Annotated in this window: 14 protein-coding genes; 5 read left to right on the top strand and 9 right to left on the bottom strand. The window is 65.5% G+C overall.

Features of this window, described 5'->3' with window-relative positions; all coding sequences use genetic code 11:
- Positions 1–6: 6 nt before the first annotated feature.
- The 4 genes from ACY9XZ_RS01585 to ACY9XZ_RS01570 all read right to left on the bottom strand — a co-directional run bounded on the left by ACY9XZ_RS01585 (position 7) and on the right by ACY9XZ_RS01570 (position 4,841).
- On the bottom strand, positions 7–1,407 hold the full coding sequence (locus ACY9XZ_RS01585) for a PAS domain-containing protein (RefSeq protein ID WP_463455345.1): 1,401 nt from the start codon (positions 1,405–1,407) through the stop codon (positions 7–9).
- 6 nt (positions 1,408–1,413) lie between these two features.
- Entirely contained in the window at positions 1,414–2,904 is a 1,491-nt protein-coding gene (locus ACY9XZ_RS01580) for an ATPase domain-containing protein (protein ID WP_463455344.1), read from the bottom strand.
- A 256-nt stretch (positions 2,905–3,160) separates the two neighbouring features.
- Positions 3,161–4,393 carry an ornithine cyclodeaminase, nickel-pincer nucleotide-dependent gene (locus ACY9XZ_RS01575; protein WP_463455343.1) on the bottom strand — a complete coding sequence of 411 codons (1,233 nt, stop codon included), beginning with the start codon at positions 4,391–4,393 and terminating at the stop codon, positions 3,161–3,163.
- Positions 4,394–4,454: 61 nt separating this feature from the next.
- A complete protein-coding gene (locus tag ACY9XZ_RS01570; RefSeq protein ID WP_463455342.1) occupies positions 4,455–4,841 on the bottom strand; it encodes a hypothetical protein in 387 nt (128 codons plus the stop codon).
- A gap of 133 nt (positions 4,842–4,974) precedes the next feature.
- Here ACY9XZ_RS01570 and ACY9XZ_RS01565 point away from each other — a divergent pair, with 133 nt between their 5' ends.
- A complete protein-coding gene (locus ACY9XZ_RS01565; protein WP_463455341.1) occupies positions 4,975–5,676 on the top strand; it encodes an SOS response-associated peptidase in 702 nt (233 codons plus the stop codon).
- A 17-nt stretch (positions 5,677–5,693) separates the two neighbouring features.
- Here the strand turns inward: ACY9XZ_RS01565 and ACY9XZ_RS01560 are convergent, their stop codons facing one another.
- Positions 5,694–5,819, bottom strand: coding sequence for a hypothetical protein (locus ACY9XZ_RS01560; protein ID WP_463455340.1), 126 nt, complete (start codon positions 5,817–5,819; stop codon positions 5,694–5,696).
- Between the two features lie 119 nt (positions 5,820–5,938).
- Between ACY9XZ_RS01560 and cysK the strand changes: the two genes are divergently transcribed.
- Positions 5,939–6,868 carry a cysteine synthase A gene (cysK, locus tag ACY9XZ_RS01555; protein WP_463455339.1) on the top strand — a complete coding sequence of 310 codons (930 nt, stop codon included), beginning with the start codon at positions 5,939–5,941 and terminating at the stop codon, positions 6,866–6,868.
- 33 nt (positions 6,869–6,901) lie between these two features.
- On the opposite strand, the gene ACY9XZ_RS01550 is transcribed toward cysK, so the two are convergent.
- The gene (locus tag ACY9XZ_RS01550) at positions 6,902–7,513 is read right to left on the bottom strand and encodes a translation initiation factor IF-2 subunit beta (RefSeq protein ID WP_463455338.1); all 612 of its coding nucleotides are present in this window, start codon (positions 7,511–7,513) and stop codon (positions 6,902–6,904) included.
- Positions 7,514–7,610: 97 nt separating this feature from the next.
- On the opposite strand from ACY9XZ_RS01550, the gene ACY9XZ_RS01545 reads away from it, so the two are divergent.
- Together ACY9XZ_RS01545 and ACY9XZ_RS01540 are read left to right on the top strand one after the other, a co-directional pair.
- Positions 7,611–7,991 (top strand): DUF7344 domain-containing protein, encoded by a 381-nt coding sequence (locus ACY9XZ_RS01545; RefSeq protein WP_463455337.1) that lies wholly within the window; start codon positions 7,611–7,613, stop codon positions 7,989–7,991.
- Positions 7,992–8,001: 10 nt separating this feature from the next.
- A complete protein-coding gene (locus ACY9XZ_RS01540) occupies positions 8,002–8,721 on the top strand; it encodes a DICT sensory domain-containing protein (RefSeq protein ID WP_463455336.1) in 720 nt (239 codons plus the stop codon).
- A gap of 40 nt (positions 8,722–8,761) precedes the next feature.
- Here the strand turns inward: ACY9XZ_RS01540 and ACY9XZ_RS01535 are convergent, their stop codons facing one another.
- The gene (locus tag ACY9XZ_RS01535; protein ID WP_463455335.1) at positions 8,762–9,889 is read right to left on the bottom strand and encodes a CapA family protein; all 1,128 of its coding nucleotides are present in this window, start codon (positions 9,887–9,889) and stop codon (positions 8,762–8,764) included.
- 121 nt (positions 9,890–10,010) lie between these two features.
- On the opposite strand from ACY9XZ_RS01535, the gene ACY9XZ_RS01530 reads away from it, so the two are divergent.
- Entirely contained in the window at positions 10,011–10,382 is a 372-nt protein-coding gene (locus ACY9XZ_RS01530; RefSeq protein WP_463455334.1) for a hypothetical protein, read from the top strand.
- 36 nt (positions 10,383–10,418) lie between these two features.
- Here ACY9XZ_RS01530 and ACY9XZ_RS01525 read toward each other — a convergent pair whose 3' ends face one another.
- Positions 10,419–12,254 carry an L-aspartate oxidase gene (locus ACY9XZ_RS01525; RefSeq protein WP_463455333.1) on the bottom strand — a complete coding sequence of 612 codons (1,836 nt, stop codon included), beginning with the start codon at positions 12,252–12,254 and terminating at the stop codon, positions 10,419–10,421.
- Between the two features lie 65 nt (positions 12,255–12,319).
- Positions 12,320–13,423 carry an ABC transporter ATP-binding protein gene (locus tag ACY9XZ_RS01520; protein ID WP_463455332.1) on the bottom strand — a complete coding sequence of 368 codons (1,104 nt, stop codon included), beginning with the start codon at positions 13,421–13,423 and terminating at the stop codon, positions 12,320–12,322.
- Positions 13,424–13,428 lie beyond the last annotated feature (5 nt).

Here is a 13,428-nt window from a genome sequence, read left to right as displayed (position 1 = left end):
TCGCTGTCACCGCACGGGCACGGTCACGGAGACACGGGTCCCGTCAGCATCGGTCCGGATGTCGATATCGCCACCGACGTAGCTGATAAGCCAGTACGCGAACCACAGTCCCAGCCCGGACCCGTGTTCGAGCGGCTTTTCCTCCGCCGCTTCGATCACCCGCCGCTCCCGGTCCGGAACGCCCGGCCCGTTGTCCGAAATCGTCACTGTCGCTGTCGTGTCGTGGCGCGCTGTCCGGACGGTGACTCGCGGCGCCGATGCGTCGGAGTGCTTGATGCCGTTCTCGATGAGTTCCTGCAACGCCGGGACGACTTTCGCGTCTATCGTGGACGACGAGAGGGAGTCGCTTTCGACGACGAACTCGGCGTCGGGGTATGCCGCCGAAAGACCGTCCGTGATGTCACTGAGGACCGCTTCGAGTTCGCGCTCGACATCGTCGGTGAGTGAGTCCGCGAGCAGTTCCTGCACGTGGTGGGCTTTCTCGCTGATGTCGAGGAGTGACTGCACGTTCGCTTTGATCGTCTCGAGATGAGCGAGCGCGTCGTCGTCGTCGACCAGGTCCGTTAGAATATCCGCACGCCCGCTGATCGTCGTTCCGTTGTTACGGAGATTGTGACGGAGGATCCGATGGAAAACGGTGAGTTGTTGCTCGCGAAGCCGGCGGCCGGTGATTTCGTCCTGCATCCCGACAAAGCCTTGGATCGTTCCGTCCGTGTCCTGGATCGGGGCGATGGTCTGGTTGATGATGAACCGCTCACCGGACTTTCGCTCGTTTACGATCTCGCTCGTCCAGACCTCGCCGCGACAGATCGTGTCCCAGAGACGCTCGTAGAACTGTTCGCTCTGTTCCCCCGACTTGAGTATCCGCGGCGTTCGACCGATTGCCTCTTCGGCGCTAAACCCGGTTAGCTCCTCGAACGCTGGATTGACGTATTCGATGATACCGTAGGTGTTCGTTATCAGAATCGCGTGGCCCGCGTGCTCGACGGCGTTTCTGAACCGCCGGAGTTCGCTGTTTTGCTCCCTGAGATCCTCGACGAGGTCCTCGGTGTGGCTGCGCCGTGCGAGGAGGTTTGCGACGGTTCGAAAGAGCGCCTGCGTGTCCACCGGCGCTGTCACGATGTCGTTTACCACGAGTGGCTGCTCGGCAGCGTCGATATCGGGCAGATCAATCCTGCCCGGCGTCTCCTCGCGACGGACCAGAATCACGGGACAGAACACCGGATCTTCACGGCCTTTGTACTGCTCTATCGCCGCCCTGTATTTCGGAAACGACGCCTCGTCGACGATGTGGAGATCCACCTCCCGGAACTCGTCGTCCGTGATCGGCGTGTGGTGCTCGGCCACGATGGTGGCGAGTGCCTCCCGGTTGCCATCGCCGGCCAGCAGTAATTGGATGTCGGCCATCGGTGGTTAGCGAGTGGACGAGCGTCCGCTGCTGTCTCCATGCCGTTCGGGAACGCCCTCGAACACGCCGTGCATCCCCGAGACGGGGTCACCGACTTGCAGGCCGTCGGCCGTTATTTCGAACCGGCGAGGGACCGCCTCGAACCCGCCGACGCGCTTTTTCAGCGCGCCGACGACCCGCTGGAGTTCGCCCTCGACCTCGATGTAGTTCTCGAAGACGATGTTGTCGGCGAGGTAACTGACGTTCTCGCTCGTGGGCTCGTGCAGCCCCGTCACGTCTCTGCGCTGGTCGATCAGGATGACGGCGGTGTTCCAGCGTGTGAGATGCTGTGTCAGGGCGTGGAGCCGTCGACGCAGTTCCACGTCGTCTTGCCCGTGCTTGATCGCGTTCTTGTAGCCCGCGATGCCGTCGACAACCACGAGTTCGGCCCCGCGCTCCGCGGCCTGGGTCGTCACGCGGTTCGCGAACTCCTCGGGGGACAGCGCTAGCGACTCGATCTCCTCGATGCGGAGTGTCCCCTCGTCACGCAACTGCGAGATCGGTATCTCGAACGTCTCACAGCGGTGTGTGAACGTGTCGATGGACTCGTCGAACAGGTAGGCCAGCGCCGGGGAGCCGTCCGCCGCTGCGGAGGCAAGAAATTCCGTCGCCGTCGTCGACTTGCCGACGCCGGACGGGCCGCTGAGAATCGTCACCGTCCCGCGTTCGAGTCCGCCATCGAGGAGCGCGTCCAGTTCCGGCACCCCGGCGGAGAACTGCGAGGGGTCGAACGACCGCGTCCGTCGCTCCGGTTCGAGCGCCGGATACACTTCGACGCCGGACTCGCGGATCTCCATCCCGTGTGACCCGTCCCGTTGGCCGATGCCGCGATGCTTGCGCAGTCGAATCCGCCGGCCCGCTCTCTCGTCGCCGTAACTGAGTGAAATGATGCCGTCGCTGAGTGATCTGAGCTGGGTGTCCATCTGGTTGCTCGGCGTCTTGGTCGCCAGCACGGTCGTCTCCCTGTCCTGCAGGAAGCGCGCGAAGGAGATGACGCGCTTGCGAAACTGGTACTCGGTCGGTTCGAGGTACTGGAAGTGCGTGATCGGGTCGATGAGCACGCGGTCCGGGTCCACCCGCTCGATAGCCTCGCGGATATCCGAGATCAGGTGCCCGTCCTCGACGTCTCGCGGCTTGACCACGTCGTAGGATTCGGCCTCCATGAAGAACTCAGAATCGGGTCCAACGTCGAGAAACGTCGCGTCGCCGATATCGATGCCGAGTTCGGCGGTGTTGGCCAGCAGGTCAGTAGCCGACTCTTCGGCGTGGATGAACAGCACGTCGTCGCCGGCTTCGAGCCCCGCTTCGAGAAACTGCGTCCCGAGCAGTGTTTTACCGGTCCCTGGCGGCCCGATAACGAGATACAGTCGCCCCTCCACCAGTCCGCCTCTGAGAAGTGAATCAAGTCCGGAGATACCGCTGGAAAGCCGCGTGAACTGCCGCGCGGAAGAGGTCATAGGCGGAGTATCAGTCGGTGGCTAATAAGTATCTCGCGAGAAATCAACGCGTGATAACGGAGGCCAGGCCGGCGAAGCAGCGACCACTCGCGTCGCTCGTGGTCGTCCTACTTCTCGTCGAGCAACTGCTCGGCCAGAATCGGGGCAAACGTCCGCAAACCACCTTTTTTACCGTCGGGTGTGCTCCCAGTGGTCGCACACCACTCGGTAAAAAACGTGGGCGAAAAAGCGACCACTCGCGCTGCTCGTGGTCGTCCTACTCCTCGTCGAGCAACTGCTCGGCCAGAATCGGGACGAAAGTGCCGATGTCAGTGACCATTCCGACCGCCTGTGCGGAGCCGCGGTCGAGGAGTTGCGTGACGGTGGCGGGGTTGATGTCGACGCAGACGACCCGCGTCGTCGAGGGGAGGCAGTTCCCGACGGCGACCGAGTGCAGCAGCGTCGAGAGCATCAGCACCATGTCGGCCTCGTGGGCCTGCTCGCGGATGGCGTTCTGGGCTTCGACGGCGTCGGTGATGGTGTCCGGGAGCGGGCCGTCATCGCGGATGGAGCCCGCGAGAACGAACGGCCGGTCGTTGTCGATGCACTCGTACATCACGCCGGAGCCGATGGTGCCGGAGTCGACGGCTTCCTCGATGCCACCCTCGCGGATGACCTCGCTGATGGCGTAGATGTGGTGTTTGTGGCCGTGACGGGGATGGTCGAGGCTCTCGGTGTCCATCCCGAGCGAGGTGCCGTAGATGTCCCGCTCGATGTCGTGGACGGCGAAGCCGTTGCCGGCCGAGAGCATGTCGACGTACCCCTCGCGGACGAGCCGGGCGAGGTCCTCTCGCGCGCCGGAGTGGATGAGGGCCGGCCCACAGACCGCCATCACCTTGCCGCCCTCCCTTTTCGTCTCCTTGATCGCGTTCGCGATCTTGCGGATGGTCGACTCCGACGGGCGCTCTGAGGAAACGCCGCCCTGCATGAAGCCGAACGCGCCGCCGGAGTCGCGGGGTCGTTCCGGGGGCTGGACCTTGATGCCGGTCTCGTCGGTGACGACCATGTCGCCCTCCTCGATGGCGTTCAGGACTTTGGTGTAGGCTCGGGGGCCGTCTTCACTGTCTTCTACTACTACGGCGCAATCCATCTCCATGTCCTCGACCTCGATCCACTCGCCGCTGTGGCGGATGTACGTCGGGTGGTTCGTCGTCGAGTAGAAGCCGTGGGGGACGACCTGGTCGTCGGGCGCGGGCACGAGCGTGGCGTCTTTCGGGTCCGAAGGGTTGACGCCGTGCTGGTGGAGTTCGTGGACAATCGACTGCAGTTGCTCCTCGTCGTCGGCCTCGACGAGCATCCGGGCGTAGGACTCTTCGTCTTTGTGGCGGCCGATATCGAACTCCTGGACGGAGAAGGAGCCGCCCAGATCCATGATGATGCCGAAACAGGACTGCATCATCCCGGAGTCGATGATGTGGCCCTCTAGCTCGACTTCGCGAGAGACGGTCATGGCGAAGACATGGAGGCAGGTGTGTAAGACGGTTTTGGGTCCACGCTACCCGGCGGCCCGGCTACTGCCCGTGGACGTGTCGCTGTACGGCCCACGAGCGCCCCTCGCTGGTCTCACACAGGCGTTCGAAGAACCGCCGCAGGCCGTCGGACTCCGTGGTCGGCAGGACGTGCAATCGAACCGTCCCGTCGCGGACGGCGACGCGGAACACGTCGGTCGTCTCCTCGTCGCGGACCAGCCACAGCGGCATCGGCAGGTCGTGGAAATCGCCGTAGCGGTACGGCCCGTCGTCGAGGATATCGACGACTGTCTCGGCAAGTTCCGACGTCGCCCGCTCGCTCTCGGGCGTGAGGCGAAACTCCGTCCCGCCCTCGTATTCGACCCCGCTCCCGTGCGGAAAGCGCCGCTGTGGGTGTGCCGGGATGCTGAACGAGGGGTCCGTGGTCATCTACGAAGTGGTTGGGCGTGATACAATTTAAATTCGCGGGCGGGGAAACGCGATGGTCGGGGTACCGTGGCAGCTACGCGCAGCGTCGACCGCCACTGCTGGATTTATCCGCCAGCGGCCCCTGTTTTCGGCCATGTGCGGTCGCTACAGTCTGTTCGCGCCTCGCGAGGCCATCGAAACACGGTTCGACGCCCAATTCGCCTTCGAGTACGAGCCGCGGTACAACGCCGCTCCGAGCCAGGACCTGCCGGTCATCACCGCCGAGTCGCCCGGCACAATCCAGCGGATGGAGTGGGGGCTGATTCCGGCCTGGGCCGACAGCCGAACGGACCACGGCCACATCAACGCCCGCGCCGAGACGCTGACCGAGAAGCGCTCGTTCGCCCAGGCCTACGAGTCCCGGCGCTGTCTGGTCCCCGCTGACGGGTTCTACGAGTGGGTCGATGAGGACAGCGGCAAGCAACCGTATCGCGTTGCCCTGCCGGACGACGACCTGTTCGCGATGGCGGGGCTGTACGAGCGGTGGGAGCCGCCACAGCGCCAGACTGGACTGGGGGAGTTCGGCGCGAGCGGAGACGATTCGAGCGGCGAAAACGATATCGTCGAGTCGTTCACTATCGTCACGACCGAGCCCAACGACGCAGTCAGGGACCTCCACCATCGGATGGCCGTCATCCTCGACTCCTCGGAGGAGTCGACGTGGCTGCGCGGTAGTGTCGACGCCGTGTCCGCATTGCTTGACCCGTACGACGGGCCGATGCGAACCTATCCGGTGTCCTCAGCAGTCAACAGCCCCAGCAACGACTCGCCGGAACTCATCGAGCCGGTCGGATAGCGACGACGGGGGTGCAGTTACTCGCTGGGCGCGTGCTGTCGCTTGAACTGGTGGAGCATCTTCCAGAGCGTGTCTTCGTCAACCTGGTTTTCGGCGACGGAAAGCTGGCGGTACAGGCCCTCGGAGACGGTAATCTCGGGCATCACTGGATAGGTGGTCTCGTGACGACATAAGCTTCCGGCGACTCGAAACCGAGTGAATCTATTCAACCCACAGTATTCTGGGTGTGCAGTTAGGGGCGCCAATCGCCTTCCCTCGGTGTATGCAGTCGTACGCCCAGCGAGACGACGACGGAACTGTCGCAGCCAGCGTGACTGAGCTCATCGGTGACACGCCGCTGGTCTGTCTCGACAGCTTCGCGGACAATCTGCTCGGCAAGGTCGAAGCGGCGAACCCCTACTCCGTCAAGGACCGCATCGCGCTGTACATGGTCGAGGCGGCCGCCGAATCCGGCGACCTCCCCGACGACGGAACCGTGGTCGAAGCGACCAGCGGCAACACCGGCATCGGGCTGGCCGCCGTCTGCGCCGCCCGAGGGTACGACTGCGTGCTGACGATGCCCGAATCGATGAGCGAGGAGCGCCGGCAGTTGCTGTCGGGCCTCGGCGCGGATCTCGAACTCACGCCGGCAGACGGGGGCATGAGCGGCGCAATCGAGCGGGCGAACGAACTGGCGGACGAGCCTGGCACCGTCCGTGCCCGGCAGTTCGAGAACGAGGCGAACCCGCGGGCCCACCGCGAAACGACCGGCCCGGAGATCTGGTCGGACACCGACGGCGACGTGGACGCTGTCGTCGCCGGCGTCGGGACCGGCGGCACGATCACCGGCATCTCGGAGTACATCGAGGAGGAGGTCGGCGCGGACCTCACCTCTGTCGCCGTCGAGCCGGAACAGTCCAAACTGCTCTCGGCGGATGATCCGGACAGCCACGACATCCAGGGCATCGGTCCCGGGTTCGTTCCTGACATCCTCCGGCGCGACCTCGTCGACGAGGTTCGGACCGCAAGCAAGCAAGCGTCCGTCGAGGCGACCCGCCGACTCGCCAGCGAGGAGGGACTCATGGTCGGCATCTCCTCGGGCGCGGCGCTACACGCGGCCACGGCGTACGCGACCGATAACCCCGACGAGACGGTGGTCGTCGTCCTGCCGGACACCGGCGAACGATATCTCTCGACGGATCTCTGGGACTAAGCGAAGCGTTGCGACGCTGCGGGAAAACCGACCTTACGCGACCCGACCGAACGCCAGCGTGCCGCTGATGCTCTCGATGTAGGCTTCGACAACCTGCCCTTCGCGCGCGCCGGAGACGAAGATGGTGTATTTCCCTTTCTCGGCGACGCCGTCGCCCTCGCGGCCGGTGCCGGTGATCTTGACCTCGTAGGTCTCGCCCTCTTCGAGCGTGGGTCGGTCCCGCTGTGCGTTCGAACTCGCACCCTTGGCGACCGGCCGGAACGCACCACAGGCCTGACAGCGGAGCATGTCGACGCCGTCCTCGTTCTTGAGGACCGTGTCGGGCAGGCCACACTCGGAACAGGTGACGTACTCGGCGACGTACGCGTCGATTGCGGCCTCGAAATCGGCGGTGTCGAACGAGCCGTTGTAGCGGGCTTCGCCCCCGTCGAACTGGCCGTTGGTCCCGAACTCGCGCTGGATGGCGCGGTGGAGATGCTGCGCGTCCCGCGAGACAGCGTCAGCGATGGCTTCCAAGTTCGTCAGGCGCGTGAACGCCCCGTCGGTCTGGCCCTCGGGGTCCGGGATCGAGAGCCGTTCGCCGGCTTCCCGGGGCTGGTCTGGTAGCACGTCGTACGCACGCTGTAGGGCGGACTCGTAGTTCATACGTTTTAGACGGTGCTGGCACGTAAATGGATTCCGTCACATCTGTGCTTGCTTATCGGCCAATGATATTAATACTGAGAGTGGACAACTGGTTGACATGGATCAGCACGAACAGCCCGCGGAGACAGCGGGCTTGCCGTCCGAGCGACTCGATGCTCTATTACGGGCGCTGGCGGCCGAGCCCCGACGGATGGTGTACACCTACCTCGCCGAGCACGACGCAGCCGCAATTACGGAACTCACTGACGTAGTCGTGGGCTGGTCACGAGCGCGCGGCCGAGCCACCGACGCCGACAACTGGGACGATACCCGCACTGCGCTCCACCACCGCCACCTCCCCGTTCTCGATGACGCTGGCGTCATCTCCTACGACGCCGACCAGCAGACTGCGACGCTGGCAGCACTGTCGCCGGCGACGACCGAGGTCCTTGAGACGATTACCGATCTGGACACCGACGAAACAGACCGCGAGGACTGATCGTGGATCGATGACAGTCCGTACGCTCCTTCGGCGCTTCGAGGGCTCGGACTTGGCGATGACTGTGTACGGCCCGCCGGCAGCGACGACTCTGGTTGAGCGCCTGGCAAGCCAGGGGATCGACGCCACCTGGCGGAAACTCCCGACCGGACAGCAGGATGCGTTTGTCGTCATCCACCGGGACGGCGCGTTCGCCGAGACAGTTCCGCTTGCGGCGGTGGAGTCGTTCCTGTGTGAGCCGACGATCGGCGTTGACGACAGCGAAACGGCTGACAGCGATCCGGGCCGGCAGCTTCTCCGCTCGGCGCTCGCGAACACGCTCCTGTCATCGCTCACACCGGCGCAGTTGCTCGCCACCTCCCACGAGTTCGAGGACAGAGCCTACCGCGTCGGGGAGGGCACCCTTCGGGTAAGCTTCCAGTCGCTGTCGATCTTCCGCTCTCAGCGTGCCCGATACGAGACGCTTGCCAGTGACACGGACCTCGACATCCACGTGTACGGCAAAGCCGACTGGGTGCCGCCGGCAGTTCCCGGGATCTCGTTCCATCCGCTCACAGACGGCGTTCTCGACCAGGTGTGGCTGCTGGCGTTTGACGCCGCCGGTGACGATCAGAACAAGTGCGCGCTCGTCGCCGAAGAAACCGCGGACGGCCCGTTTCGAGGCCTCTGGACGTACAACCCTCGGCTAGTAGACGAAATCATGGCGACGGTTGCGGCAGTCGACGAGTAGCAGCGGAAAGCGCGGCGGTCTGAAAGAACACATGGGGATGCTACTGCTGACACGTCAACGGCACCCGAAGCCCGAGCCCGTCGCGCTCGATAGCCGTTCCGAAGGGTCGAGAGCGCGCTCGCAGTGTCTTCCGGAGCCACTCCGCCACCGCTTCGTCGGCGCGTCCGACCTGCGTGTACGCGTTCTCGACCGGCGTGAGGTCGAGCGTGGCCAGTCGCCCGTTCTCGATTCGGAGTTCGAACAGGAAGCTCCGGTCGTTGCGGTAGCCGTCCTTGATCGCGTAGTCGTCGACGAAATTGCCGGTGTCGTACATGATAGGGCGACCGCGGTACACCTCGACCCCCTGGATGACGTGGGCACTGTGGCCGTGAACCACGTCGGCCCCGTTGTCCACCAGCCAGCGAGCGAAGGCCTGCTGTGTCTCGCTCGGTTCCGTCACCCAGTTCGGCCCCCAGTGGGCGGTGACGACGAGCAGGTCGGGATCGGCGTCCCGGGCCGCCGTCAGCGCGTCCCCGACGCGGCGACGAGTCAGCGGGTGGTTCGGGTCCAGCGGTGCGTAGGCCGTGCCGGGGCTGTCGTCGTCGGCCGCGTAGCTCGGCGACTGGTCGGTCACCGAGACGACGGCGACGGAGAGCCCGGCGATGTCGACGAAGGCCGGTTCGAAAGCTGTCTCTCTGTCGGTGCCGGCCCCGGCTGAGGCGATGCCGCCGTCGCCGAGGTGCGCCGGCGTGTCAGTCAGCGCCGCCGGGCCGAAATCGAGCAGGTGGTTGTTCGCCAGTCCGGCACAGGAGACGCCGGCGCGGTTCAGTGCGGGGACGGCCCATCCGGGGCTCGACCTGAAGTGGAACGTACGGCCGGGCCGTGGTTCGCCGCGGTCCGAGACACAGCATTCGAGGTTCGCCACCAACCCGTCGAGTGATTGGAGTCGGTCGAGCATCGACCCCCAGACGGCCGTTGGTCCGTCGGGGTCATCGCGCCAGCGCTCATCGACGCTCCGGCCCAACATCACGTCGCCGACGAACCCGATGCGCAGCGACGCGTCCGCCGGGACCGACGGCGGACACGCCACGTCCGCGTCGCCAGCGGCACCCAGACAGCCCGAAACGGCGGTGAGACTGCCGAGTGCGGGGCCGCCGCTGGCGAGGACGGTTCGGCGAGTCGGTGCCACAGTGAATAGAACATCGACTGGGACCGTCTTGAATCTCGGTGGCTTAAAAAACCACCCAGGGTGTGTCGTATCGAGACACACTCAGACTGGTTACTTTTAGTAATCTACCCTCTATCCAGGCATGTCAAGCGACACCACGCGTGACTACGACGCGGACGAGGAGTGTACGACAACGGAGTCGTTCGCCGACCACGGCCTCGACGACGGTAGCGTCCTCATCAGCCGGACGTACAACCGGATCGCGGCGGACGGCGAACCAACGTTCGAACCGACTCCGGAGTTCTTCGACACGCTGGAGGCGGCGTTCATCTGGGCCTACATCGGCACGATTGACGAACCCGGCGTCCCGCCCCACGTCGAAGCAGCTATCGAAGACGCTCGGGAGTTCACGCGCCAGGAGTTCGCGGACGATCCTGACGCGGACCTCCGAACAGACGTGATTCCGACGTTCTACCAGCAGGGCGCCGGCTTCCACTGCGCGTACCGCGAGTAAAAAAGCAACCGCGGGCAGACTGCACCGCGGGCCGGTCTATTCGAGGTGGTGGTAGTCGAGTTCGTAGCCGACGTCGACCGCCTCGCTGACTTCCTCGCTCGGCTCGGCGACGCCGCGGGTCGTCAGTTCGAGCCCGGTATCGCCGCGGTCCACGAGGATGTTCCGCCGCCACTCGGGGTCCACGTCGGGCGCGTCGGTGCGGTAATGTGCGCCGCGGGACTCGTCGCGCTTGCGCGCACCCAGCAGCAGCGCCTCGGCGACCGTGAGGCTGAACGAGAGGTCGACGGCGAGTTCGAACGACAGGGTGGTCCGGTCGCCGTCGACGCCGATGTTCCCCGTCCGCTCACGGACCTCACGAAGCTTCTCCAGCCCTGTCGACAACGACTCCTCGTTTCGGAGAATACCGGCGTGCTCCCACAGCAGGTCGCCGAGGTCCGCGAGTAGCCCTTCGGGTGTTTCGTCCCCGTCCGACGCCTCCAGTTCTTGCAGCGACCGGAACTCACGCTCAGCGATGGCACGCTGGCCAGCCGGCAGGGCGGTGTCGCTGTCGCCGTCTGTGACCTGCGCCGCGACGTGGTCGCCGACGAGCGCGCCGATGGCGACCGTCTCCGCCAGCGAGTTCCCGCCAAGTCGGTTCGCGCCGTGAACACCTGCCACCGTCTCACCGACAGCGTAGAGCCCACCAACGCCGGTTTCCCCGGTCTTGAAGTCGATGTCGACGCCACCCATCGAGTAGTGGGCAGTCGGTGCGACTTCCATCGGCTTCTCCGTGATGTCGACGCCGAGGTCCATGAACCGCTCGTACATCCGCGGGAGCCGCGATTTGATGTAGTCGTCGTCGCGGTGCGAGATGTCCAGATAGACGCCATCGTTCTCCGTTCCACGGCCTTCGCGGAGTTCCTGCGCGATGGCGCGGGCCACCACGTCCCGCGCGTCGAGTTCCATCTGATCCGGCGAGTACTCCTCCATGAACCGCTCGCCGTCTTTGTTGAGCAGTCGCCCGCCCTCGCCGCGGACCGCCTCGGTGACGAGTCGGCCGTCCCAGTCCTCGCCGTAGCGGTCGCCGACCATCCCCGTCGGGTGGAACTGGACGAACTCCATGTCCATCAGCGACGCGCCGGCTTCGAGCGCCAGCGCCGGGCCGTCGCCGTTGTTCTCCTCGTCGCGCGAGGAGTGGCGGTTGTACAGCGCGGAGGAGCCACCCGCTGCCAGAACGACGTGGTCGGACTCGAACAGGACGAACTCCCCGCTCTCCATGTCGTAGCCGGCCGCCCCGTAGACCTGATCGCCATCCGAGAGCAGGCGCGTGATCATCACGTTGTCGCGGTAGGGAATGTCGAGCGACTGGGCCTTCTCCACGAGCGCATCGAGCATGGCCTCGCCCGTGCGGTCGCCGACGAAGCAGGTCCGCCGGAACGACTGCGCGCCGAAGTACCGCTGATTGATCTTCCCCTCGTCGGTCCGGTCGAAGGGCATCCCCCAGTCGTCGAGTTCCCGGATGCGGTCGGGCATGTGTCTGGTCGTCAGCTCGACTGCCTTCGGGTCGTTGATGAAGTGCCCTTCGTCCAGCGTATCCGCGGCGTGGATGGTCCAGTCGTCCTCGGGGTCGAGCGACCCCAGCGAGGCGTTGATCCCGCCGGCCGCCCACGTCGTGTGTGCGTCGCCGTGGTCGCGTTTGCCGATGACCAGCGGCTCGACACCGTTCTCGGCGAGCCCGATAGCGACCCGTGCCCCGGCAGCGCCAGCGCCGACGACCAGCACCGGGACCGACACCGTCTCGTAGTCGACCGACACGTCCCCGTCGGTCGCAAGCCCGGTCGTCCGGGCCTCGGCAGCCTGCTCGCCGTCAGCAGATGGCTTCTGTGGTGTCATCACTGATTGTAGGGGCCGTGGACGTATAGGGCTTCGCGCGCACGCGCACGAGAGACGGCGGTCAGCTATGGTCCGCCGATGATATGTGCATCTTCGGGGTCGAAGCCGACCGTTACGGTGCCCTCCGGCGGCTCCTCGGTCCGCAACAGAAGCTCTTGACCGTCCCAGTCGAGGTGAACGCGCGTCGTTTCCCCGAGGAACTCCGCGCTGGTGACTGTCGCCGTCACCGCGTTTCGGTCGGTGTCGACCGTAAGCCGTTCCGGTCGCACACAGAACGTGAGTCTGTCGCCGGGGGAGACAGTGGACGCCGGGCCGCTGTCGCCGTCTAGGACCACCGACAGCGTCGTGCTGCCGACCGTCACGGCCGCGACGGGTTTGTCTCCTCCGCCGTCGGAATCGGCGCTCGACCGCACGGTTGCCACCTCGCCGCTGAGGACGTTGTTGTCGCCGACGAAGGTGGCGACGAACTCCGTCGCCGGCTCGCGGTAGACAGTCCGCGGCGGCGCGACTTGTTCGGGCCTCCCGTCGCGCATGACCGCCACACGGTCCGAGACCGCCAGCGCCTCCTCCTGATCGTGGGTGACGTATATCGTCGTAATGCCCAGCTCCTGCTGAATCTCACGGACCTGCACACGCAACCGTTCCCGGAGCTTCGCGTCGAGGGCGCTCATGGGCTCGTCGAGCAGGAGTACGTCGGGGCCGGGGGCCAGCGCGCGGGCCATCGCCACCCGCTGTTGCTGGCCGCCGGAGAGCGTGTCCGGGTCGCGGTCCACCATGTCGCCCAGATCCACCAGTTCCAGCAGTTCGCGTACTCGCGCCTCGTCGCTGCCGCCGCCGGGCGGATCGGCGAACGAGAGCCCGTAGGCGACGTTCTCCCCGACGGTCATGTGCGGGAACAGCGCGTAGTTCTGAAAGACGACACCGACGTCGCGGTCCTCCGGCGGGACGCCGGTGACGGGGTCGCCGCCGAACCGAACTTCCCCCCGCGTCGGCGCTTCGAAGCCGGCGATGAGCCGGAGCGTCGTCGTCTTGCCACACCCGGAGGGACCGACCAGTGTGAAGAACTCGCCCTCCCGAACAGCGAGCGAGAGGTCGTCGACGGCGGTCGTCTCGCCGTAGCGTCTGGTGACGCCGTCCAGTTCGACGGCCGGTGTGCCGTTCCGATCCACGCCAG

The sequence above is a fragment of the Haloarcula sp. HT12 genome, from assembly GCF_055271655.1.
This window is presented reverse-complemented; position numbering and strand designations above follow the sequence as displayed.

What these genes read in the sequence shown, in the direction of transcription:
- ACY9XZ_RS01580 (WP_463455344.1), bottom strand. Translation starts at nt 2,904, where the DNA reads ATGACCTCTTCCGCGCGGCAGTTCACGCGGCTTTCCAGCGGTATCTCC.
- ACY9XZ_RS01530 (WP_463455334.1), top strand. Translation starts at nt 10,011, where the DNA reads ATGTCAAGCGACACCACGCGTGACTACGACGCGGACGAGGAGTGTACG.
- ACY9XZ_RS01540 (WP_463455336.1), top strand. Translation starts at nt 8,002, where the DNA reads ATGACAGTCCGTACGCTCCTTCGGCGCTTCGAGGGCTCGGACTTGGCG.
- ACY9XZ_RS01550 (WP_463455338.1), bottom strand. Translation starts at nt 7,513, where the DNA reads ATGAACTACGAGTCCGCCCTACAGCGTGCGTACGACGTGCTACCAGAC.
- ACY9XZ_RS01565 (WP_463455341.1), top strand. Translation starts at nt 4,975, where the DNA reads ATGTGCGGTCGCTACAGTCTGTTCGCGCCTCGCGAGGCCATCGAAACA.
- ACY9XZ_RS01570 (WP_463455342.1), bottom strand. Translation starts at nt 4,841, where the DNA reads ATGACCACGGACCCCTCGTTCAGCATCCCGGCACACCCACAGCGGCGC.
- ACY9XZ_RS01545 (WP_463455337.1), top strand. Translation starts at nt 7,611, where the DNA reads ATGGATCAGCACGAACAGCCCGCGGAGACAGCGGGCTTGCCGTCCGAG.
- ACY9XZ_RS01585 (WP_463455345.1), bottom strand. Translation starts at nt 1,407, where the DNA reads ATGGCCGACATCCAATTACTGCTGGCCGGCGATGGCAACCGGGAGGCA.
- cysK (WP_463455339.1), top strand. Translation starts at nt 5,939, where the DNA reads ATGCAGTCGTACGCCCAGCGAGACGACGACGGAACTGTCGCAGCCAGC.
- ACY9XZ_RS01575 (WP_463455343.1), bottom strand. Translation starts at nt 4,393, where the DNA reads ATGACCGTCTCTCGCGAAGTCGAGCTAGAGGGCCACATCATCGACTCC.
- ACY9XZ_RS01560 (WP_463455340.1), bottom strand. Translation starts at nt 5,819, where the DNA reads ATGCCCGAGATTACCGTCTCCGAGGGCCTGTACCGCCAGCTTTCCGTC.
- ACY9XZ_RS01525 (WP_463455333.1), bottom strand. Translation starts at nt 12,254, where the DNA reads ATGACACCACAGAAGCCATCTGCTGACGGCGAGCAGGCTGCCGAGGCC.